Raw genomic sequence first — 21586 nt, forward strand, 5'->3', positions numbered from 1 at the left:
GCCCGGTTGCCTGACTCAGGGAGCACGCGCATGAAACTGCTGGTGGTGGAAGACGAGGCGCTGTTGCGCCATCACCTGTACACCCGGCTCGGCGAGCAAGGCCATGTGGTCGATGCGGTCGCCAATGCCGAAGAGGCGCTGTACCGCGCCGCCGAATACCATCACGACCTGGCGATGATCGACCTTGGGCTGCCCGGTATGAGCGGGCTGGACCTGATCCGCGAATTCCGCAGCCAGGGCAAGACCTTCCCCATCCTCATCCTCACCGCTCGCGGCAACTGGCAGGACAAGGTCGAAGGCCTGGCCGCCGGCGCCGACGACTACGTGGTCAAGCCCTTCCAGTTCGAAGAACTCGAGGCCCGCCTGAACGCGCTGCTGCGCCGCTCCAGCGGCTTCGCCCAGTCGAGCATCGAGGCCGGCCCGCTGGTGCTGGACATCAACCGCAAGCAGGCGCTGGTCAACGGTGAGTCGCTGCAGTTGACTGCCTTCGAGTACCGCATCCTCGAATACCTCATGCGCCATCATCAGCAGGTGGTCGCCAAGGAGCGCCTGATCGAGCAGCTCTACCCGGACGACGACGAGCGCGACCCGAACGTCATCGAGGTACTGGTCGGGCGCCTGCGCCGCAAGCTGGAGAGCGCAGCGGGCTTCAAACCGATCGATACCGTGCGCGGCCAGGGCTACATCTTCAACGAGCTGTGTAAATGATCCGCTCGCTGCGCCTGCGCCTGATGATCGGTGCGGCGATTCTCGCCGTGCTGTTCATGGCCGCGTTGCTGCCGGCGCTCCAGCGGGCATTCAGCATCGCCCTGGAGAATGCCATCCAGCAACGCCTGGCGGCGGACGTGGCGACCCTGGTGTCCTCTGCGCGTATCGAAGGCGAAGTCCTGAGCATGCCCGACCATCTGCCGGTGGAGGACTTCAACCTTCCCGAATCCAAGTTGCTGGGCTTCATCTATGACCAGTCCGGCAAGCTGGTCTGGCGTTCCACCTCGGCCCAGGACGAGAGCGTCGACTACTCACCCAAGTACGATGGCATGATCGACGAGTTCACCCGCATCCGCGATGCCTCTGGCCAGGAGTTCTTCGTCTACGACGTGGAGATTGACCTGCTCGGCGGCAAGCGTGCTGCGTACAGCATCGTCACCATGCAGCCGGAGAGCGAATTCCGCGAACTGGTCAGTGGCTTCCGCGATCAGCTCTACCTTTGGCTCGGCGGCGCGCTTCTGTTGCTGCTGGGCCTGCTCTGGCTCGGCCTGGGCTGGGGCTTTCGCTCCATGCGTGGGCTGCGCTCGGAGCTGGACCAGATCGAGGCCGGTGATCGCGAACGCCTGAGCGATGACCATCCAGCCGAGATGCTGCGTCTGACCGACTCGGTCAACCGCCTGCTGGAAAGCGAGCGCGCCCAGCGCGAGCGCTATCGCAATTCCCTGGGCGACCTCGCTCACAGCCTGAAGACTCCGCTGGCGGTGCTGCAGGGCGTCAGCGAAACCCTCGCCGACCAGCCGCAGAACCGCGAGCAGATGCAGGTGCTGCAGACCCAGATCGAGCGCATGAGCCAGCAGATCGGCTACCAGTTGCAGCGCGCGACCCTGCGCAAGAGTGGCCTGATTCGCCACCGCGCGGCCCTCGATCCGCTGCTGGATACCATCGCTGGTGCGCTGGACAAGGTCTACCACGACAAGCGCGTGAAGCTCGAACGTGATATCCCGCCGGGCCTGGCCCTGCCGCTGGAAAAGGGCGCGCTGCTGGAGATGCTCGGCAACCTGCTGGAGAACGCCTATCGTCTGTGCCTGACCACGGTGAAGGTCAGCGCGCGCAAGGAGGGTCGAATGTTCGAACTGATCATCGAGGACGACGGCCCCGGTGTTCCCGCCAGCCAGCGCGAGCGCATCCTCAAGCGCGGAGAGCGCCTGGATACCCAGCATCCCGGCCAGGGCATCGGCACGGCGGTGGTCAAGGACATCATCGACAGCTACGACGGCGAGCTGGCGCTGGAGGATTCCGCGCTGGGCGGCGCTTGCTTCCGCATTCGCCTGCCGGGTTGATCGAGAGTCGGCGCGAACACTCATCGCACCGCGCTCCCCCAGACGAGATCGTGCCTTCGTCTCATTCCCCCTGCTGTGCCCGATACGCCCCCGGCGTCAGTCCCGTCCATTTCTTGAACGCCCGGTGGAACGCCGATGGCTCGGAGAAACCGAGCTGGTCGGCGATATCCTGAATGGAGTGCTCGTCGCGGCCCAGGTAGTAGATCGCCAGGTCGCGGCGCAGCTGGTCCTTCAACTCCTGGAAGTTTGGCCCTTCTTCCCGCAGATGGCGGCGCAGGGTCTGCGGGCTCATGTGCAGTTGCGCAGCGACCTGCTCCAGGTCCGGCCAGCGGCGGCAGTCGCGGCCGAGCAGGCGGCGGATCTGGCTGGTCAGGCTGTCGCCGCCGTCGGGGCGGGCGAGCAGGTCGGCGGGCGAATCCTTGAGGAAGTGCTTGAGCGTGCGCTCGTCCTGCAGCAGCGGCATGTCCAGGTAGCGCGCTTGCAACAGCAGGCTGGTGCTGCCGGCGGAAAAGCGGCGAGGGCAGGGGAACAGCAGGTCGTACTCGGCCTGGTGCTCGGGCGGCGGGTAGCTGAAGGTGGCTTCCTCCAGGCGGATGCGCTGGCCGATCAGCCAACTGGCCAGGCGATGCCAGATCAGCAGCAGGCTCTCGGCAAGGAAGTGGTCCGGGTCGCGCAGGTGGGTCTCGTCCAGGGTCAGCCGGGCGCGGTCACCGTCGCGCACCAGCTCGATCCGCGGCGCCTCGGGAAACAACCCGTAGAACAGCGAACCGCGGCCCAGCGCCTTCTCCAGCGTGCGGCAGTGGATGATCGCGTTGCACATCATGGCGAAGGTGCCGCGCTTGCTCGGCAGGCTGCCGAAACCCATGTATTCGTCGTCCAGCGCTTCCCAGAGTGTCTGCATCAGCCGGCTGAACTGCTCGGGATCGATCCGTGCGCGAGGTTCGTCGAGGATGGCCGGGACGATGCCGGCGTCGCGCAGCAGCGCCTGGACGTCGAGGCCCTTGCGCTGGGCGCCATGGACGGCGGCGCGGACGAAATGGCTGGCAATGGTGCGTTCACGCATGAGCGGTCCTTGTTGTTCTGTCCGCATGTCCGAAAGAACAGTGCGGCAAACCCGATCGAACCTGATCGGAGTTCTACAATCTACGGTACGAAGGCCGTGGCGGATACCCGCCAGAGGGCGGGAAACCCGCCAGCGAGGAGGCGGGTTTCCGCCAGATTCGGCGCCTTCCGTGCCCTGACTTTTTACGGAAGTCGTTGAATTTAAAGGGGTTACATATTTTCTAAAGGTCTGGCACAGCACTTGCGATAGGCGAGCAAGGCCTGCCGTATGGCATGCCCTGAAAACAAATTCTCCCATTGCAGGGAGATAACGCGTTCGGTCTTGCGCCTCCCCCGGAGCGCAGGCCCAGAGGACAGAGCTGCCATGACCAAGCAACCCTTCTACAAAAGCCTGTATGTGCAGGTACTGATCGCCATCGCCATCGGTATCGCACTCGGCCACTTCTACCCCGACACCGCCAAACTGATGAAGCCGCTGGGCGATGGCTTCGTCAAACTGATCAAGATGGCCATCGCGCCGATCATCTTCTGCACCGTGGTTACCGGTATCGCCGGCATGCAGAGCATGAAGGCCGTGGGGAAGACGGGTGGCATGGCGCTGCTGTACTTCGAAATCGTTTCGACCATCGCCCTGATCATTGGCCTGGTCGTGGTCAACGTCGTCCAGCCGGGCGCCGGCATGCACGCCGACGTCGCCACGCTGACCGCCGAAATGAACAAGAACGCGGCGCTAACCGGCTTCATCGCTTCGGGCGAGAAGCAGAGCACCATCGACTTCTTCATGAACGTCATCCCGAGCACCGTGGTCGGCGCCTTCGCCAACGGTGACATCCTCCAGGTGCTGTTCTTCTCCGTGCTGTTCGGCTACGCGCTGCACCGCCTGGGTGACTACGGCAAGCCGGTGTTCGAGTTCATCGATCGCATCACCCACGTGATGTTCAACATCATCAACGTGATCATGAAGGTCGCGCCCATCGGTGCCTTCGGTGCCATGGCCTTCACCATCGGTGCCTACGGCCTCGGCTCGCTGGTGCAGCTGGGCCAGCTGATGCTGTGCTTCTACGTCACCTGCCTGCTGTTCGTGCTGATCGTGCTGGGCGGCATTGCCCGCGCCCACGGTTTCAGCATCCTGCGCTTCATCTCCTACATCCGCGAAGAACTGCTGATCGTGCTGGGCACCTCGTCCTCCGAATCGGCCCTGCCGCGCATGATCGCCAAGATGGAGAAACTGGGCGCCGACAAGAGCGTCGTCGGCCTGGTGATCCCGACCGGCTACTCGTTCAACCTGGACGGCACCTCGATCTACCTGACCATGGCCGCCGTGTTCATCGCCCAGGCCACCGACACCCCGATGGACATCACCCACCAGTTGACCCTGCTGGTTGTGCTGCTGATCGCCTCCAAGGGCGCCGCCGGGGTCACCGGTTCGGGCTTCATCGTGCTGGCTGCCACCCTGTCCGCCGTTGGCCACCTGCCGGTTGCGGGCCTGGCGCTGATCCTGGGCATCGACCGCTTCATGTCCGAAGCCCGCGCGCTGACCAACCTGGTCGGCAATGGCGTGGCCACCATCGTGGTCGCCAAGTGGTGCAAGCAGCTGGACGAGAAGACCCTGTCCGCAGAACTGGCTGCTGGCCCGGGCAACTCCGCGGAGCTGCAGCCGTCCTGACGCGCTTTTCAAAGAGCAATTCGGCCCGGTGAACGTGAAGCACCGGAGCCTTTCCAGCCCGCTCGATTGAGCGGGCTTTTTTATGGGCGAGTGGTTGGTGGCGGCGCGCGTTTTGTAGGAGCGAGCTTGCTCGCGAACGGTTTCCTGGCAGCTTTGGAGGTGGGCGGGTTCGCGAGCAAGCTCGCTCCTACAGTGGCTGCGGGCGTGTGCAGCCAGGACTGGGCGTCGTCAGCCTTGCAACATTCCAGGGAGCGCCCGGCGCGCATGGGAACGGACTCCGCTCGCGATTGGCCGGCCGCCAGCGGGGAGGGTGCGCATCAACGAGAAAGGCGCACGCAGAAGCATGCGCTGAAGAAGCGGAAAGGAATCAGAGAATGATCTTGTCCTTGAGCTTCTCCGCCGCCTGCTGCAGCGCCTGGATGACCCGTTCCTTGTCGTAGTTCTGCACGTTGTTGGTGTCCAGGTACATGGAGAAGCCCGGCACCTCGTGCTCGACGAAGCTGGGGTTGGAGCCCAGGTCGCGGCGGAAGTCGACCACCTGGTAGATCTGTACCGGCTTGCTGAAGCCCTTCACGGCGATCTGCCCCTTGTCGCGGCACATCAGCACGTCTTTGACCAGCGAGTAGGTCTCGTGGCTGATGAGGATCTCGCCGGCTTCGGCGGCGCTTTCCAGGCGGCTGGCGAGGTTCACTTCGCGGCCGATGATGGTGTAGTCCATGCGCGTGTCGGCGCCGAAGTTTCCCACGGTGCAGTAGCCGGTGTTCAGGCCCATGCGTACTTCCAGCGGCTTGGTGATGCCCTGGGCGCGCCACTGCTGGCGCATGACCTTCATGTGCTTGCGCATGGCCACCGCCATGGACACGGCGGCCACGGCGTCCTTCTTCGCGCCCTGGGTGGCCGGGTCGCCGAAGAACACCATCACGCAGTCGCCGACGAACTTGTCGATGGTGCCGCCGTACTTCAGGGCGATCTTCGACATCTCGTTGAGGTAGTTGTTGAGCATGTCGGTGAGGGCTTCGGCTTCGAGCTCCTCGGACAGCTCGGTGAAGCCCTTGATGTCGGAGAAGAACACCGTGAGCTTCTTGCGCTGGGTTTCCAGGCGCACCGTGCGCTTGCCGCTGAAGATCGATTCCCACACCTGCGGCGACAGGTACTTGGCCAGGTTGCTGGCCAGGCGCGCGGCCTTTTCCTGCTCCAGGGTGATGTCCGAGCGGGCCTGGGCCAGGCGCAGGCCCTGCTGGTGCACGAAGAAGGCGGTGATGCAGATGTACAGGGTCGAGAACAGCACGCTGACCAGCGAAACGATGGCGGGGGTCGCGCCCTTGTAGCCCGGAGTGATCAGCGCGGCAGACAGCACCGAGGCACTCAGCCCCACCAGCAGCGCCAGCCCCAGCGAGCGCAGGCCGCCGATGATCAGTGCCGAGAAGGAAAGGATCAGCACCAGCATCAGGCTGGGTACCTCGGAGAACCCCAGCAGCGTGGTGGCGATACCGGCGTGCAGGGCGTCGATGAACAGCAGCACCAGGCGGGTACGCTGCGGGTTGTCGCGCTTGAAGCGGCGGCTCACCTGCTGGGCCAGGTGCGGGTAGAGCAGGGCATACGGGATCATCCAGAGGATCTCGTAGCCGAAGTACTTGGCGAAGGTGCCGGCGGTGATGGTCGCGGCGATGGCGATATAGGCCAGCACGCGGGAATGGTATTCGCGCAGAGGGGTGGGGGGGAGCGGACTACTGGATCGCTCGAGAACGTTAGGCTTCATGCGCAGGAAACTTCCCTAATGCGTGTGGGCTTGTGGCCAATTACGCGTCTGAATTTTGGGAATCTTATTCCATGCGCTACCCCGGAGCCAGCGGCGGCTAGCGACTGCTCGTCGCGGACCGCCGGTCGCTTCGGGACCCTCAGGCCATGCTGCCGTCGGGCTTCTGGTAGATCGAGCGGCGCGGCTGGGCGAAGACCCGGCGCAGCATGGGTTCGAAGTACTCCAGGGGCAGTACCTCAGCGTCCGGATCGAAGGCGGCGGCGTCGTAGCGCGCGCAGAATTCGATGGTCCGCTCGAACTGCGGGTGGTCCTTGAACTGCTCGCGCAGGTGCCGGTCCAGGCCCAGGTGATGGAAGAAGTAATAGCCCTGGAAGATCGCGTGCTTCTCGATCATCCACAGGTTCTCTTCGCTGACGAAGGGCTTGAGGATGGCCGCGGCGATGTCGGCGTGGTTGAACGAGCCGAGGGTGTCGCCGATGTCGTGGAGCAGGGCGCAGACCACGTATTCCTCGTCGCGACCGTCGCGGTGGGCCAGGGTGGCGGTCTGCAGCGAGTGGGTCAGGCGGTCTACCGGGAAGCCGCCGAAGTCGCCGTCGAGCAGGCGCAGGTGGGTCATGATCCGGTCGGGCAGAAGCGCGGCGTACTGGCCGAAGTCCTTGGCGATGATCGCCCAGTCCTCGGCGGTGCCGTCTTCCATGTGGGTGAAGTTGGCGCGTGCGTTCATCAGGCTGTGCTCTCTTGTGATTGTCGTGGCGTGTCTGGATGGCACCGATCCAGTCTAGAAGCCTGACGGGCACGCGGTAGTGTCCGTGCAGCGCCAGCGGGGTGTCCCGGCGCGCGCGAATGGTGTGGCATCAGCCGCGCGGATGGCGGCTGGTGTTCAAGGTTCGCTCAGGGGTTCTGCGGGTCGTGCCCCAGCGACTGCAGGAACAGTGAGAACAGCTCCGGCTGCGAGGAAATGTCGAGCTTGTTGTAGAGGTGGCGGCGATGGACCTTGATGGTCTCCGGGGAGATCGCCAGGCGCTCGGCCATGGCCTTGGAGGAGTAACCCCTGAGGATCAGCCGCGCGATCTCCAGCTCGCGCTCGGACAGCACGCCGGCGCCGAAGTGGCTCAGGGCGTCACGTACCTGCACCGCCACGCCGTCACCCGCGCCCGGCAGCAGGCGCTGGCTGCGTTGCTGCCAGTGCTGCTGCATCAAGGCCAGCACCCAGGGACAGAGCATCGCCAGCAGGCCGGTCTGCTCGCCATCGAACAGCCGGCGCATGCCCAGTGACAGCGACAGCGCGCCCTGGCCGGGCAGCTGCAGGATGAACTGCACCTCGTCCTCCAGCACGTTGTCGTGGAAGTAGCTGAGGAAGTACTCGCTCTGGCGGAACTGGTCCGGGGAGATTTCCTCCAGCCGGTACAACCCGCTGGGCACGCCCTCGCGGCAGGCCTGGTAGAACGGGTCGAGCTGGTAGAGGCCGTCCAGGTAGATGGCCATGGCGGCTGGGCCGGCGGTGGGCTCGGCATCGTATTCCTCCAGCGCCACCGGAGTGCCGCTGGCCGGGTAGAACATCGCCAGGGCGTTATCGAACGGCAACCACTGGTGCAGCAGCAGGACCAGTTGCTTCCAGAAGCGCGGCTGGCCGATCTGCTCGATGGCGCGACCAAGGTTGGCGTGCATGCCGACTTCGCGGAACAGGTTGTGCATCCGAGGGGATTCTCTGAGAGGGGCGGAGGAGTCGGCCCACGGTTTCCTCCTTTTAACCCGTCGCCGTCAAGGGGGCGTAACCCCAAATGGTGATTGGCCGCCCCCCTCGCCATGCCCAGACTGCACCCCACGCAGCGCCCCGCTCAGAGGGCGCATCAAGGTCTTCGTTCCTGCCTCAGCCACCAATAACAACACGAGGAAACAACGATATGAGCGCTTCCCCTGCGCCAGCGAGCGCGCTCAAGCCCAGCCTGGGCGTGCTCGACGTAGTCGCCATCACCGTCTCGGCGGTCACCCCCGCCAGCTCCGTTTTCGTCATCGCTCCCTTTGCCATCCAGCAGGCCGGCAGCGGGGCCTTCCTGGCGTTCGTCTTCGCCGGGTTCCTGGCCCTGATGTTCGCCTGGTGTTATGCCGAGCTGGGCCGGGCCCACAGCTCCGCCGGCGGCGAGTATGTCTACGCCAAGCGCGTGTTCGGCGGGCTCGCCGGCTACGCCACCTTCCTTACCGTACTGGTCTCGCTGCTGTTCATCCCGCCGGTACTGGCGACGGGGGCGGCGACCTATCTCAACAACGCCCTGGGGACGAACTTCGACACCCAGACCGTGGCCCTGGTGATAGTCGCCGCCAGCTACGTGCTGGGCATCCTGAATATCCGCGTGAACGCCTGGATCACTGGCGTGTTCCTGCTCTGCGAAGTGGCGGCGCTGCTGGTGATCGTGGTGCTCGGCTTCGGCCATGTCAGCCAGCCGGTGAGCGTGCTGGTGCAGCCGCAGCACATCGACGGCGGGATACTGGCCGCCGCGCCCTGGGCGCTGGTGGTCGGCGCCGTGGGTACCGCGCTGTTCTCCTACAACGGCTTCGGCGGCGCAGTGCTGCTGGCCGAGGACATGAAGTGCGGCGGCCGCAACGTACACCGTGCGGTGATCTGGTCGCTGGTGCTGGTGGTGGCGATCGAGATCGTCCCGCTGACCGCGCTGCTGCTGGGCGCGCCTTCGCTGAAAGATATGATCGCCAGCCCCGACCCGGTCGGCTACCTGCTCACCGCCCACGGCAACGAAACGCTGTCGCGGCTGGTCAGCGCCGGCATCTTCCTCTCGGTGTTCAACGCCATAGTCGCCATCGTCATCCAGGTCGGCCGGGTGATCTTCAGCAGCGGCCGCGACGAGCTGTGGACGCCGCTGATGAACCGCGCCTTCACCCGCATCCATCCGCGCTGGGAGTCGCCGTGGATCGCCACGCTGTTCCTCGGGGTGCCCTCGGCGGCGCTGAGCTTCAGCTCGAACCTGGAGGAGCTGACCTCCTTCACCGTGCTGCTGCTGGTGATGGTCTACCTGGTGGTGGCGCTCTGCGCGCTGTTCAGCCGCGTGCTGCGCCGCGATCGCGAGCACCCGTACCGCATGCCGCTGTGGCCGTTGCCGGCGATGCTGGCCGTGGTCGGCGCCGGCTACCTGTTGCTCAACCTGCTGATGGACGCTTCCTCGCGGGACATCATGATCATTGTCGGGATACTGGCCGTGTCGGTGATTCTCTACAGCACCTACGGCAAGCTCAGCCCGGCCTTCCAGAAGCTCTGAAACCCTGCTCGACAACCAAGGAGACAGCATGCGCGCTCGTCAACTCGGCATCACCCTCGGCCTGGGCACGCCCGGCGAGTTCAACGCCATCACCGACGTTCCCGGCATCCGCGTTGGCCACAGCACCCTGATCGGCGAGCGCGAGGGGCGCGCCGTACGCACCGGGGTCACGGTGGTCCAGCCGCGCGAGGGGGCGGCACGCCAGCAACCCTGTTTTGCCGGCTGCCATGTGCTCAACGGCAATGGCGACGCCACGGGGCTGGAGTGGATTCGCGAGGCGGGCCTGCTGACCACGCCCATCGCCATCACCAATACCCACAGTGTGGGCGTGGTGCGCGATGCGCTGATCGCCGCCGAGCATGCCGAGTTGGCCGACCCGTCCATCTACTGGTGCATGCCGGTGGTGATGGAAACCTACGATGGGCTGCTCAACGACATCTGGGGCCAGCATGTGGGCGCCGAGCAGGTGCGCGAGGCGTTGGCCGCGGCCGAGTCCGGCCCGGTGCGGGAAGGCCCGGTGGGTGGCGGCACGGGGATGATCTGCCACGAGTTCAAGGGCGGTATCGGCACGGCCTCGCGCAAGCTGCCGGCGGAGCAGGGCGGCTGGACCGTGGGCGCACTGGTGCAGGCCAACCATGGCCAGCGCCGTGAGCTGCGGGTGGACGGCTACCCGGTCGGCCGCCAGCTGGGCGACCTGCCGTCGCCTTTCGCCGAACAGGGCACGCCGGGCATGGGCTCCATCGTGGTGATCCTGGCCACCGATGCGCCGTTGCTGCCGCACCAGTGCCAGCGCCTGGCGCAACGCGCCTCGCTGGGGATCGCCCGGACTGGTGGCGGGACCGACGATTCCAGCGGCGACATCTTCCTTGCCTTCGCCACCGGCAACCGCGACCTGCCGCCGGCGGACTACGGGCGCAAGAACCTGCCGTTCGCCACGGCGCTGGAGATGGTCAACAACGACCACATCTCGCCACTGTTCGCCGCCGCGGCGGAAGCGGTGGAGGAGGCCATCGTCAACGTGCTGCTGGCCGGCAAGGACATGCGCACCGACGACGGCGTGCTGGTGCCGGCGCTGAGCGGGGAGCGCTTGCTGGCGGCATTGCGTGAGACCGGCTGGAAGGGATAACCGGGGCATCCGGCACACTGTTGCATGAACGGAGCATGAAAAAAGCCGGAGCTGCTGGGCAGCTCCGGCTTTTGTCTTTGGCGTCCCGATGGATCAGTTCGGGGTATAGATCTGGTCGAACACGCCGCCGTCGGCGAAGTGCGTCTTCTGCACGGTGCGCCAGTCGCCGAAGGTCTTCACCACGGAGAAGAAGTCCACCTTCGGGAAGCGGTCGGAGAACTTGGCCAGTACTTCCGGGTTGCGCGGGCGCAGGTAGTTGTTCGCCGCGATGGTCTGGCCTTCGTCGGACCACAGGTACTTCAGGTAGGCCTCGGCTTCGGCGCGGGTGCCTTTCTTGTCGACCACCTTGTCGACCACCGCCACCGGCGGCTCGGCTTCGGCGGAGACGCTCGGGTAGACCACTTCGAAGCCGCCACGGCCGAACTCGCGGGCGATCATCTCGGCTTCGTTCTCGAAGGTCACCAGCACGTCGCCGATCTGGTTCTGCATGAAGGTGGTGGTCGCTGCGCGGCCGCCGGTGTCCAGCACCGGGACGTTCTTGAACAGCTGGGCGACGAATTCCTTGGCCTTGGCTTCATCGGCGCCGTGCTTCTGCGCGTAGCCCCAGGCAGAGAGGTAGGTGTAGCGGCCGTTGCCCGAGGTCTTCGGGTTCGGCACCACGACCTGGATACCCGGCTTCACCAGGTCGTCCCAGTCCTTCAGGCCCTTCGGGTTGCCCTTGCGCACGATGAACACGGTGGCGGAGGTGAAAGGCGCGCTGTTGTTCGGCAGGCGGGTTGCCCAGTCCTTCGGCACCAGGCCGCCATTGTCGGCCAGGGCGTCGATGTCGGTGGCCTGGTTCATGGTGATGACGTCGGCCGGCAGGCCGTCGATCACTGCGCGGGCCTGCTTGCTGGAACCGCCGTGGGACATCTGGATGGTGATCTTCTCGCCTTTTTCGGCCTGCCAGTGTTTCTGGAAGGCGGCGTTGTAGTCCTTGTAGAAGTCGCGCATCACGTCGTAGGAGACGTTGAGCAGGGGCTGGGCGGCCTGGGCGGCGGAGGCCAGGGCAAGGCCGGCGGCCAGCAGCGAGGCGCTGAACAGACGTTTCACGAGCAGTTCCTTTTGGCAGTGTTGTTGGGCGTCGATTATGCCGACAGGTTATATGGCAATTAAATACTTAAAGGCTATTTGCTTATGCGGCGAGCCGTTTCCCGCGCCGCGCTGTTGCGCATGCCACGAAGAGGAAAGTTGCCCGGCAGCCTAGCAGGCCGGCCGGGCAAGGGCTGCTCCGGCAGTCGTCATTCCAGCCCGCTGACTTCCAGCTCCTTGGGATACTCGACGCTGAACTTGAGGGTGGTACTGCGTTTCTCGCCCGGTTTCAGTTGCCAGTCCCACAGCAACTTGCCGTCGTCTTCGCGCCTGGCCTCCTGGCCTTCGGGCTCCAGCAGGGCGACCTTGATCTGCTCGTTGCGCGAGATCGGCAGCTGGTCCTTGAACTGCAGGCGCTGCTCGGTCTTGTGGTTGTTCTGCGCGTCGATGCGGAACTCGTAGGTGACGCGCTTGCGGCCGCCGGTGAGGCCGGTGTAATCGGTGTAGCGGTTGACCAGCTTGCGCTTGATCGACATCGCTTCGTCGCCGCCCAGGGCCAGCTCGAAGGTCTCGCCCGGCATCACCGCGCGCAACTGGCCGCTGGCGACGAAGGTATTGCCCAGGTAGGTGTTGAGGGGCCCGGGCAACAGTGGGTAGTCGCTGGTATTGCGGGTATCGGCCTGCAGGTACGCGGCTTCGCGCAGTGATGGCGTGGCCAGGTAGCGGAAGGTCGCCGGCAGCTTGAACTGGGCGATGGAAACCTTCTGCGAGCTGCCATCGCTGTTGAGCGTGGCGCGGGTCGGGATATGGAAGGAGGCGCTGGTGGTAGCACCGCTGACGTCGGCGACGGCGACAGGCATTTCCGCCAGCGAACCGGCCACGGCCTGTTCGTCCGCGACGAAGCGCTGGGCCTTCTTCGCTTCCATCGCCATCATCGGTGCGGCCGGTGCTGGAGCGGGGCGGGCGGGCATTACCGTGCGTGGATCGAAGGTGTCGACGAACCATGGCGACAGCGCCGGCACGCTGCTGCCCAGGTTGGGGCGAGCGGTGGACAGGGTGAGGTCGACGTCCGTCCAGTCCTCGCCGCTGCTCTGCCGGACTATGCCCTGGTAGGTCAATTCGATCTTGTCCTCACCGTCGCGCAGACGGGCGTCGTAGGCCGGGCGCCAGGAGGCATCGTAGAGCGTGTAGTTGAGCTGCAGCTGGACTTGTGCCGGCTTCTCCAGTGCCACGCGCAGGATGGCCCGCTTGTAGTGGGTGCCGTCGCCGGCCAGGTGGCTGCGCTGGTTCTCCAGTTCCTGCTTGCGTTGCTGCAGTTCCTCGCCCTGCTGGTCGAGCTTGCGCTGCTCGTCGAGGATGCGGCCCAGGTTGCCTTCGCTCATCTGCAGCAGGTTCTTCAGTTCGTCGATGCTCGGCAGTGCCTGGTTCTTGCCCGGCTTGGTGCTGCTGGCCTGGATGTCGGCGAGGAACTGCTTCTGGTTTTCCAGCACGCTGCCGCGGTCGCTGATCTCGCGCTCCTGCCGTTCGAGGTCGCGCAGTTGCGCGTCCAGCTGTTGCAGGCGGTTGTCCTCGGAGGGCGGTGAAACCTGCGGCGCGCTGCTGACGTCGAGCAGGGTCGCGGCGGCGCTGGCGCTGAGCGAGGCCTGCAGGCTGTTGTCATCGATGCGCAGGGGCAACTGCTCCAGGGCGATCTCGTGCTGGCCGGCGGGCAGTTGCAGGGTGGCGGTGCGGGTGACGATGGCGCGGTCGGTATAGACGGTCACCGCGCTGATGCGGCTGTCGGCCACCTGCGGCGCGGCCAGCAGCGAGGTGCTGGCCAGCGCACCGGTCATGGCGAGGATCAGTGGATGGAGTCGAAAGGGCATGTGCTCACCTCGGGGCCTGGAAGGCGACCGACACTGCGGAACGCCACCATGGCGTCCGTCCATGGCGCTTGTGACGAAGGGGGCGCAGGCAACGGGTTGAGACTGGGTGAATTCATGCCGCGATGGGCGACGAACGGTTACCTGGGTCAGCCCCTGGCAGTGTCATCCGCCCTTGGGAACAGCGCGTTGCCGCAGCGCGAGCAGAACGCCGCTTCGGCCTCGTGGCTGGCCTTGGCGCAGGCCGGGCAAGGCTTGTCCAGTTGCCCTGGCGGGCGTTCCTGGCGCATGGCGTTGTGCAGTTCGGCGCTGAAGATGCCGGTGGGCACGGCGATGATCGAGTAGCCGGTGAGCATCACCAGGCTGGCGATGGCCTGGCCCAGCGGCGTCTTCGGGGTGATGTCGCCGAAGCCCACGGTGGTCAGGGTGACGATGGCCCAGTAGATGCCGCGGGGGATGCTGGTGAAGCCGTGCTCGGGGCCTTCGACCACGTACATCAGCGAGCCGAACACCGTCACCAGGCTCATCACCGAGACGAAGAACACCGTGATCTTCTGCCGGCTGCCGCGCAGGGCGGTGAGCAGGAAGTCGGCCTGGCGCAGGTACTGGCGCAGCTTGAGGATGCGGAAGATGCGCAGCACCCGCACGATACGGATCACCAGCAGATACTGGGCGTTGGGGTAGAAGATGGCGATCACCCCCGGCAGCACCGCCAGCAGGTCGACCAGCCCGTAGAAGCTCAGGGCATAGCGCAGGGGCTTGGGCGAGCAGTACAGGCGTAGCAGGTATTCGATCAGGAACAGGCCGTTGATCACCCACTCGATGTCGCTGAGCAGGCCGCCGTAGGCGTTGCTGATCTCGTCGACGCTGTCGAGGACCACCACCAGCAGGCTGGCGAGGATGACGATCAGCAGCGCGCTGTCGAAGCGCCGGCCGGCGACCGTGTCGGACTGGAAGATGATGACGTAGAGGCGCTGGCGCCAGCTTTGGGGGTCGGCCATGGATGAATCCGCGGAACGGGTTCAGTCACCTTAGCCGAGATGTGGCGGGGCGGCTGATGCCGCCCCGCCGGGAGGATCAGGCGCGCTCGGTCGCCTGCTGCTCGTCCACGTCGCCTTCGGCCATGCAGGCCGCGGCGGTGAACAGCACGTCGGTGGAGGAGTTCAGCGCGGTTTCGGCCGAGTCCTGGAGGATGCCGATGATGAAGCCGACCGCCACCACCTGCATCGCAATCTCGCTGGATATGCCGAACAGGCCGCAGGCCAGCGGGATCAGCAGCAGCGAGCCGCCGGCCACGCCGGAAGCGCCGCAGGCGCAGACCGAGGCGACCACGCTGAGCAGGATGGCGGTGGGCAGGTCCACGGCGATGCCGAGGGTATGCACAGCCGCCAGGGTCAGCACGCTGATGGTGATGGCGGCGCCGGCCATGTTGATGGTCGCGCCCAGCGGGATCGACACCGAGTAGGTGTCCTCGTGCAGGCCCAGGCGCTCGCACAGTTGCAGGTTGACCGGGATGTTGGCCGCCGAGCTGCGCGTGAAGAAGGCGGTGATGCCGCTCTCGCGCAGGCACATCAGCACCAGCGGGTAAGGGTTGCGACGGATCTTGGCGAAGACGATCAGCGGGTTGACCACCAGCGCCACGAACAGCATGCAGCCCAGCAGCACGGCCAGCAGGTGCAGGTAGCCGAGCAAGGCGTCGAAGCCGGATTCGGCGATGGTGCCGGCCACCAGGCCGAAGATGCCCAGCGGGGCGAAGGCGATGACGACGCGAACGATCAGGGTGACGCCGTTGGCCATGTCATCCAGCAGGTCGCGGGTGGTCTGGCGGGCGTGGCGCAGGGCGATCCCCAGGCCGATGGCCCAGGCCAGGATGGCGATGAAGTCCGCCTCCAGCAGCGCCTTCACCGGGTTGGTGGTGACGCTGAACAGCAGCGAGCGCAGCACTTCGCCAATACCGCCGGGCGGTGCCAGTTCGCTGCTGGGCGCATGCAGTACCAGGTTCGACGGGAAGGCGAAGCTGGCGATCACCGCGACCACCGCGGCGGAGAAGGTGCCGATCAGGTAGAGCACCAGGATCGGCCGGATATGGGTGCGCTGGCCCTGCTTGTGGTTGGCGATGGAGGCCATCACCAGTACCAGCACCAGGATCGGCGCCACGGCCTTCAGCGCGGAGATGAACAGCTTGCCGAGCAGGCCGACCGCCTGTGCGCCTTGCGGCCAGAGCAGGGCGAGGGCGATGCCGCAGAGCATGCCGATGAAGATCCGCAGGACCAGGCTGGTGCCCTTGAGCCGCTGCAGGAGGGTGGGAGTGGGAAGCGTCATGACATCGTTCGCTGCGTGAATGAGGGGACGCACCCGTGGCCGGATGCGCAAGGGCGCGGATTATGCCGTCTGGAGTCGGCAAATGCGCGGCTACCCGTCGATTGATCGGTCAGGTTGTGCTTCTTCAGGTGTCAGGTCGCAGTCTGGACGGCTGCGCGCGCGCCGGCATTGATCCATGCCGGTCGCCTTGGCAATAACGGGAATTCAGCGCAGGTCGGCGAAGGTTTCCGGGTCCAGGTCGACGGCGGCGACCCGTTGCACGGCGCCACGCATGGTGACCTGAAAGTCATCAGCGACACGGATTTCCAGGCGGCCGCCAGCCAGGTGCAGGTCGATGTGCTCATCGCACAGCCCCAGCCGGCGTGCCACTGCGGCCGCCGCGCAACTGCTGGTGCCGGAGGACAGCGTGTAGCCGGCGCCGCGCTCCCAGATTTCGACGCGTAGCGCGTCGCGGGCGAGCCACTGGACGAACTGCACGTTGCTGCGCCGGGGGAACAGCGGATGATTTTCCAGCAGCGGACCGAGGCGGCGTGCCAGTTCGGGGCTGGTCTGTTCGACGAAGACCACGCAGTGCGGATTACCCATGGAAACGGCGTTGATCTCCAGCGCGACGCCGTCGATTTCCAGTGGATAGCCCAGCGCCTCGGGGGCATCGACCCGCACCGGAATCCTTGCACAGGCGAACTCGGCGCGGCCCATGGATACCTCGACGGTGCGACCCTCGTCGAATACCTGGCTGGTGACCGTACCGCCGGCGGTGACGACGTCGAACGGCTGGTCTGCGACCAATCCGCAATCCCACAGGTAGCGGGAGAAAATGCGCAGGCCGTTGCCGCTCTTCTCCGCTTCCGAGCCGTCCGGATTGAGGATGCGCAGGCCGAAGGCGCTGTCGCTGTGATTCGCCAGCAGGATGCCGTCGGAGCCGATGCCGAAGTGGCGGTCGCAGACCCGGCCGATCTGCGCCGGCGTCAGGGTAAAGGGCGCTTTGCCGGCGTACACCAGATAGTCATTGCCCAGTGCCTGGTATTTCACGAAGTGCATGGTCGCGGTCCGTCGCCAGTGGAAAACTCCGACTATACACGCGGCCCGGTGTGTTCCGTGCCCTGGCTCAGCAGCGCATCCAGCACGCGCTGGCCGAGAATCACCAGCCAGCAGGCGAGGATGAAGGGCGCGGTGAAGGCGGGCAGGCCGACCAGCGCGAAGCAGGGTTGCAGCAGCACCGCCAGGAGGATGCCGCATAGTGGCGCCAGGGGGCTGCGGAAGCGCAGCGACAGGGCGATCCCGGCCAGCGCGCCGTTCAGCCCGAGCAGTCCGGCCTGAGCGGAGGCGGCCGGCAGGCCGAGCAGCGGCGCGATGGCCAAGGCGCCTGCGGCGCCGAGCAGCGCCCAGAACGCGGCGCGACGATCCGCCAGCAGCAGGCCGAGGGCGATGGTCAGGCCGGCGAGCGGTTCACCGAGGAAGATCACCTCGCCGAAGCCCTGCGTCGTCGAGTCCAGCAACGGGTTCACCGTGCCGCAGGACAGGCAGGCGGTCGCGGCCGCTGGCGCGAAGCCAAGGGCCTTGCCCAGCGTCACCGACACCCAGCCCAGCAGCACGAAGGCCGAGGTATAGGCCGGCAGGCCGAAGCGCTGGCGTGACTGCCGCAATAGCACGGCCTGCACCGCCACCGAGGTGAGGATGGCGGCGATGGTCAGCATCACCAGCCCCAGCGACCACTGGAATACGAAGGGCAGCAGCAGGCCGATGAGGATCGGGTTGTAGTCGTGCAGGCCGGCGTCGATGTCCGCCTGCGGCTCGCGCACGAAGCGCGCGGTGAGCGGGCCGAGCAGGGCGCCCAGCAAGGCGCCGGGCAGCAGCTGCGGTGCGGACCAGGCGATGGTCAGCAGCAGGATCAGGCCGAAGCGTGCGTCAGCCTGCAGGTAGATCTGGCCGAAGCCGATCAGCCGGGTGCGCAGCGGATGTTTCCTGGAGAGAGGATTCAGGTGCATGTGGGTACAGGGCAGGTTAAATGAGGCTCCGCAGCGCTTCGCTAGGTGTGGAGCATCGAGGCCCCATCGACGAGCAGTGCGTGAGCATTCTGTGACGCCGCCATACGGGGCCGCGCCACGGGGTTGGAAAAAGAAAAGAGGCTGCCGGCGGGATCGCCGCCAACAACCTCAAAGTTCCATGACCAGCATTGGGAGTTGCTGCGTGGGGGCCATGGACCGACAAGCATTCGGTGCTCATGTTTCTGCTGCTGAAGCACGCAGTAGCAAGGTCAAACCCGGACGGACGGGGACGCGGCCCCGTATTCCCGGCCCCGTCCGTCCGGGAGTGACTCGGTGCGGAGGCACGCGCGTTGGCGTGGCTCCTGAACTCGGTGTTTCTCCTGTCAGCTCGCTTCCCTCTCCCCAGCCAGGGTTGGGGAGAGGGGGCTCAGGCTTGCATCAAGCTTCCAGTGCCGGCGCCACCGTCTCGATCCGCAGCATGTTGGTGCTGCCCGGCTGGCCGAAGGGCACGCCAGCGGTGATCACCACGGTGTCGCCACGGCGTGCCATGCGTTGGGCCAGGGCGATGTCCAGGGCGGTGGAGCAGATCTCGTCGACATGGGCGAGCTGCGCGTTGACCACCGAATGGACACCCCAGGCCACGGTCAGGCGGCGGGCGGATTTGAGTTGCGGGGTGAGGCTGAGGATCGGTGCCTTGGGCCGCTCGCGGGAGGCGCGCAGGGTCGAGGCGCCGGACTCGGTGTAGTTCACCAGCACCGCCACCGGCAGGATGCGGCTGATCCGGCGGATCGCGCAGCTGATGGCGTCGGAGACGGTGGCGTCCGGTTCCGGGCGGTTGATCTCCAGCGTCGCCTGGTAGTCCGGCTCGGCTTCGACCTGGCGGATGATCTTCGCCATCATCTCCACCGCTTCGCGCGGGTACTGGCCCGAGGCGCTTTCGGCGCTGAGCATCACGCAGTCGGCGCCTTCGCTGACGGCGTTGGCGACGTCGGTCACCTCGGCACGGGTCGGCGCCGGGGAGAAGCGCATGGATTCGAGCATCTGCGTCGCCACTACCACCGGGCGGCCGAGCTGGCGGCAGACCTGGATGATGCGCTTCTGGATGCCCGGCACGCTCTCGGCCGGCATCTCCACGCCGAGGTCGCCACGGGCGACCATGATCGCGTCGGACAGGCGGGCGATGGCTTCGATGGACTGCACCGCCGAAGGCTTCTCGATCTTGGCCATGAGGAACGCCTTGTCGCCGATCAGCGCGCGGGCTTCCTCGATGTCTTCGGGACGCTGCACGAAGGACAGCGCCACCCAGTCCACGCCCAGCTCCAGGCCGAAGGCCAGATCACGGCGGTCCTTGGCGGTCAGCGGGCTGAGCTTGAGCACCGCTTCCGGGACGTTGACGCCCTTGCGGTCGGACAGCTCGCCGCTGTTCATCACGCGGGTTTCGATGGCATCGCTGTGGGCGTTGAGCACCTGCAGGCGAATCTTGCCGTCGTCCAGCAGCAGGCTCATGCCCGGTTCCAGCGCCTGGATGATTTCCGGGTGGGGCAGGGTGACGCGCTGCTGGTCGCCCGGTGCGTCGTTGAGGTCGAGGGTGAAGGTCTGGCCCTTCTCCAGCTGGACGGCGCCCTCGGCGAAACGGCCCACGCGCAGCTTCGGCCCTTGCAGGTCCATGAGGATGCCGATGGGGTAGTTCAGTTCGGCTTCCACTTCGCGCACCCAGGCGAAACGCTGGGCGTGGTCGCTGTACTCGCCGTGGCTGAAGTTCAGGCGGAACAGGTTGGCGCCGGCTTCCACCAATGCGCGGATGTCGTCGCGGCTTTTGATCGCCGGGCCCAGGGTCGCGAGGATTTTTACTTTCTTGTCAGGAGTCATAATCAGGCTCGAATCAGGTGATTTCGTGGCCGCGTTGCTGGGTCAGCGTTCGCCAGGCTAGACGCGGAATGCAGCTAATGGCGTTCCCTTCGCAAATTCCGCAACGACGCATGGCGAACGCTGACACGCAACCCGAAGGGACGGGGCCAGCTTGTCGCAGTGCAGCGTTGCTCGTCGGTCATTTGGAATCACCAAATCTCTCTCCTCGCGCCTCGCCCTGCGACAAGCTGGCCTCCGTCGCGGCCGACGAAATCACCTGATTCGAGCCTGTATTCTCGAGGACCAGGATGGCGCGGAAGTCGTTGACGTTGGTGCGGGTCGGCCTGGTGATCACCAGGTCGCCCAGTTCGGCGAAGAAGCCGTAGCCGTTGTTGTTGTCGAGCTCGTGCAGCGGGTTCAGGCCGGCCTTGGCGGCACGGCTGTAGCTGCACGGGCTCATCAGGGCACCGGCGTTGCTTTCCATGCCGTCGATGCCGTCGGTGTCCCCCGCCAGGGCCCAGATGTTCGGTTCACCTTTCAGGTCGGCGGTGAGGCTGAGGAGAAACTCGGCGTTGCGTCCGCCGCGGCCATTGCCGCGCACGGTCACGGTGGTCTCGCCACCGGAGAGGATCAGGCACGGCGCCTTCAGCGGCTGGCCGTACTTGCGAACCTGCCGGGCGATGCCGGCGTGGACCTTGGCCACTTCGCGGGACTCGCCTTCCAGGTCGCCCAGGATCAGCGTGGGGATGCCAGCGGCTTCGGCCTTGGCAGCCACCGCGTCGATGGCATGCTGGGGTGTGGCGATCAGCTTGAAGTGGCTGCGCGACAGGCATTCGTCACCGGGCTTTACCGTTTCCGAACGCGGGTCTTCCAGCCACGCGCGCACGTTCGCCGGGATGTCGATGGCATAGCGCTTGAGGATCGCCAGGGCGTCGGCGGAGGTGGTCGGGTCGCCTACGGTGGGGCCGGAGGCGATCACCGTGGCCTCGTCGCCGGGCACGTCGGAAATCGCGTAGGTGTACACGCTGGCCGGCCAGCAGGCGCGGGCCAGACGGCCGCCCTTGATGGCCGAGAGGTGCTTGCGCACGCAGTTCATTTCGCTGATGGCCGCGCCGGATTTCAGCAGTGCCTTGTTCACGCTGCGCTTGTCGTCGAGGCTGATGCCTTCGGCCGGCAGGGCGAGCAGGGCAGAGCCGCCGCCGGAGAGCAGGAAGATCACCCGGTCGCTTTCGGTCAGGCCGCTGATCAGCTCCAGCACTCGACGCGCAACGCGCTCGCCGGCGTCGTCCGGTACCGGGTGCGAGGCCTCCACCACTTCGATGCTGCGGCACTGCGCGCCGTAGCCGTAGGGCGCGACGACCAGGCCTTCGACCTGGCCGTTCCAGTGCTTCTCGGCGACTTCGGCCATGGCCCCGGCGGCCTTGCCGGCGCCGATGACGATGGTGCGGCCACCTTTATCGGTGGGCAGGTGCTGCGCCAGTACCTGGGCCGGATGCGCAGCGGCAATGGCGGTGTCGAACAGCTCGCGCAGGAAGGCGCGTGGGTCCAGGCTCATGACAGACTCC

Annotated in this window: 16 protein-coding genes and 1 pseudogene; 5 read left to right on the forward strand and 12 right to left on the reverse strand. The window is 66.0% G+C overall.

Going from position 1 to position 21586, the window contains the following annotated elements:
* The first annotated feature begins 30 nt into the window (after positions 1–30).
* Both LDJ84_RS10025 and LDJ84_RS30685 read left to right on the forward strand, forming a co-directional pair.
* Entirely contained in the window at positions 31–708 is a 678-nt protein-coding gene (locus tag LDJ84_RS10025; protein WP_037009287.1) for a response regulator, read from the forward strand.
* Positions 705–2048 carry an ATP-binding protein gene (locus LDJ84_RS30685; protein ID WP_024763136.1) on the forward strand — a complete coding sequence of 448 codons (1344 nt, stop codon included), beginning with the start codon at positions 705–707 and terminating at the stop codon, positions 2046–2048. The genes LDJ84_RS10025 and LDJ84_RS30685 overlap by 4 nt, the downstream gene beginning before the upstream one ends.
* A 61-nt stretch (positions 2049–2109) precedes the next feature.
* Here LDJ84_RS30685 and LDJ84_RS10040 read toward each other — a convergent pair whose 3' ends face one another.
* Positions 2110–3111 carry an AraC family transcriptional regulator gene (locus tag LDJ84_RS10040; protein ID WP_024763137.1) on the reverse strand — a complete coding sequence of 334 codons (1002 nt, stop codon included), beginning with the start codon at positions 3109–3111 and terminating at the stop codon, positions 2110–2112.
* A gap of 363 nt (positions 3112–3474) precedes the next feature.
* Here LDJ84_RS10040 and LDJ84_RS10045 point away from each other — a divergent pair, with 363 nt between their 5' ends.
* On the forward strand, positions 3475–4776 hold the full coding sequence (locus LDJ84_RS10045; protein ID WP_024763138.1) for a dicarboxylate/amino acid:cation symporter: 1302 nt from the start codon (positions 3475–3477) through the stop codon (positions 4774–4776).
* A 367-nt stretch (positions 4777–5143) separates the two neighbouring features.
* On the opposite strand, the gene LDJ84_RS10050 is transcribed toward LDJ84_RS10045, so the two are convergent.
* From LDJ84_RS10050 to LDJ84_RS10060, 3 genes are all read right to left on the reverse strand, one after another.
* Complete coding sequence (locus LDJ84_RS10050) at positions 5144–6535, reverse strand: adenylate/guanylate cyclase domain-containing protein (RefSeq protein ID WP_054910873.1); 1392 nt, start codon at positions 6533–6535, stop codon at positions 5144–5146.
* A gap of 139 nt (positions 6536–6674) precedes the next feature.
* Positions 6675–7259 (reverse strand): HD domain-containing protein, encoded by a 585-nt coding sequence (locus LDJ84_RS10055; RefSeq protein WP_054910872.1) that lies wholly within the window; start codon positions 7257–7259, stop codon positions 6675–6677.
* 167 nt (positions 7260–7426) lie between these two features.
* Positions 7427–8230: a helix-turn-helix transcriptional regulator gene (locus tag LDJ84_RS10060; protein WP_084358935.1), complete on the reverse strand. Its 804-nt coding sequence runs from the start codon at positions 8228–8230 to the stop codon at positions 7427–7429.
* A 209-nt stretch (positions 8231–8439) separates the two neighbouring features.
* On the opposite strand from LDJ84_RS10060, the gene LDJ84_RS10065 reads away from it, so the two are divergent.
* Positions 8440–9804 carry an APC family permease gene (locus tag LDJ84_RS10065; protein ID WP_038803426.1) on the forward strand — a complete coding sequence of 455 codons (1365 nt, stop codon included), beginning with the start codon at positions 8440–8442 and terminating at the stop codon, positions 9802–9804.
* 28 nt (positions 9805–9832) lie between these two features.
* A complete protein-coding gene (locus LDJ84_RS10070) occupies positions 9833–10930 on the forward strand; it encodes a P1 family peptidase (protein ID WP_226046288.1) in 1098 nt (365 codons plus the stop codon).
* Positions 10931–11023: 93 nt separating this feature from the next.
* Here the strand turns inward: LDJ84_RS10070 and LDJ84_RS10075 are convergent, their stop codons facing one another.
* From LDJ84_RS10075 to LDJ84_RS10110, 8 genes and pseudogenes are all read right to left on the reverse strand, one after another.
* Positions 11024–12022: a sulfate ABC transporter substrate-binding protein gene (locus LDJ84_RS10075; protein ID WP_024763142.1), complete on the reverse strand. Its 999-nt coding sequence runs from the start codon at positions 12020–12022 to the stop codon at positions 11024–11026.
* A gap of 188 nt (positions 12023–12210) precedes the next feature.
* On the reverse strand, positions 12211–13866 hold the full coding sequence (locus LDJ84_RS10080; RefSeq protein ID WP_318784719.1) for a mucoidy inhibitor MuiA family protein: 1656 nt from the start codon (positions 13864–13866) through the stop codon (positions 12211–12213).
* A 146-nt stretch (positions 13867–14012) separates the two neighbouring features.
* Entirely contained in the window at positions 14013–14864 is an 852-nt protein-coding gene (locus LDJ84_RS10085; RefSeq protein WP_084358938.1) for an ion transporter, read from the reverse strand.
* 76 nt (positions 14865–14940) lie between these two features.
* Positions 14941–16185, reverse strand: coding sequence for a serine/threonine transporter SstT (sstT, locus tag LDJ84_RS10090; protein WP_226046289.1), 1245 nt, complete (start codon positions 16183–16185; stop codon positions 14941–14943).
* Positions 16186–16389: 204 nt separating this feature from the next.
* On the reverse strand, positions 16390–17226 hold the full coding sequence (gene dapF / locus LDJ84_RS10095) for a diaminopimelate epimerase (protein WP_024763146.1): 837 nt from the start codon (positions 17224–17226) through the stop codon (positions 16390–16392).
* Between the two features lie 32 nt (positions 17227–17258).
* Positions 17259–18173 (reverse strand): urea transporter, encoded by a 915-nt coding sequence (locus LDJ84_RS10100; protein ID WP_170859721.1) that lies wholly within the window; start codon positions 18171–18173, stop codon positions 17259–17261.
* A 438-nt stretch (positions 18174–18611) separates the two neighbouring features.
* Positions 18612–20042, reverse strand: coding sequence for a pyruvate kinase (gene pyk, locus LDJ84_RS10105; RefSeq protein ID WP_226046290.1), 1431 nt, complete (start codon positions 20040–20042; stop codon positions 18612–18614).
* A 271-nt stretch (positions 20043–20313) separates the two neighbouring features.
* A pseudogene (locus LDJ84_RS10110) lies at positions 20314–21576 on the reverse strand (glycerate kinase); the annotation flags it as partial.
* Positions 21577–21586: the final 10 nt, after the last annotated feature.

It is taken from the genome of Pseudomonas sp. HS-18, from assembly GCF_020401845.1.
Lineage (GTDB): Bacteria > Pseudomonadota > Gammaproteobacteria > Pseudomonadales > Pseudomonadaceae > Pseudomonas > Pseudomonas nitroreducens.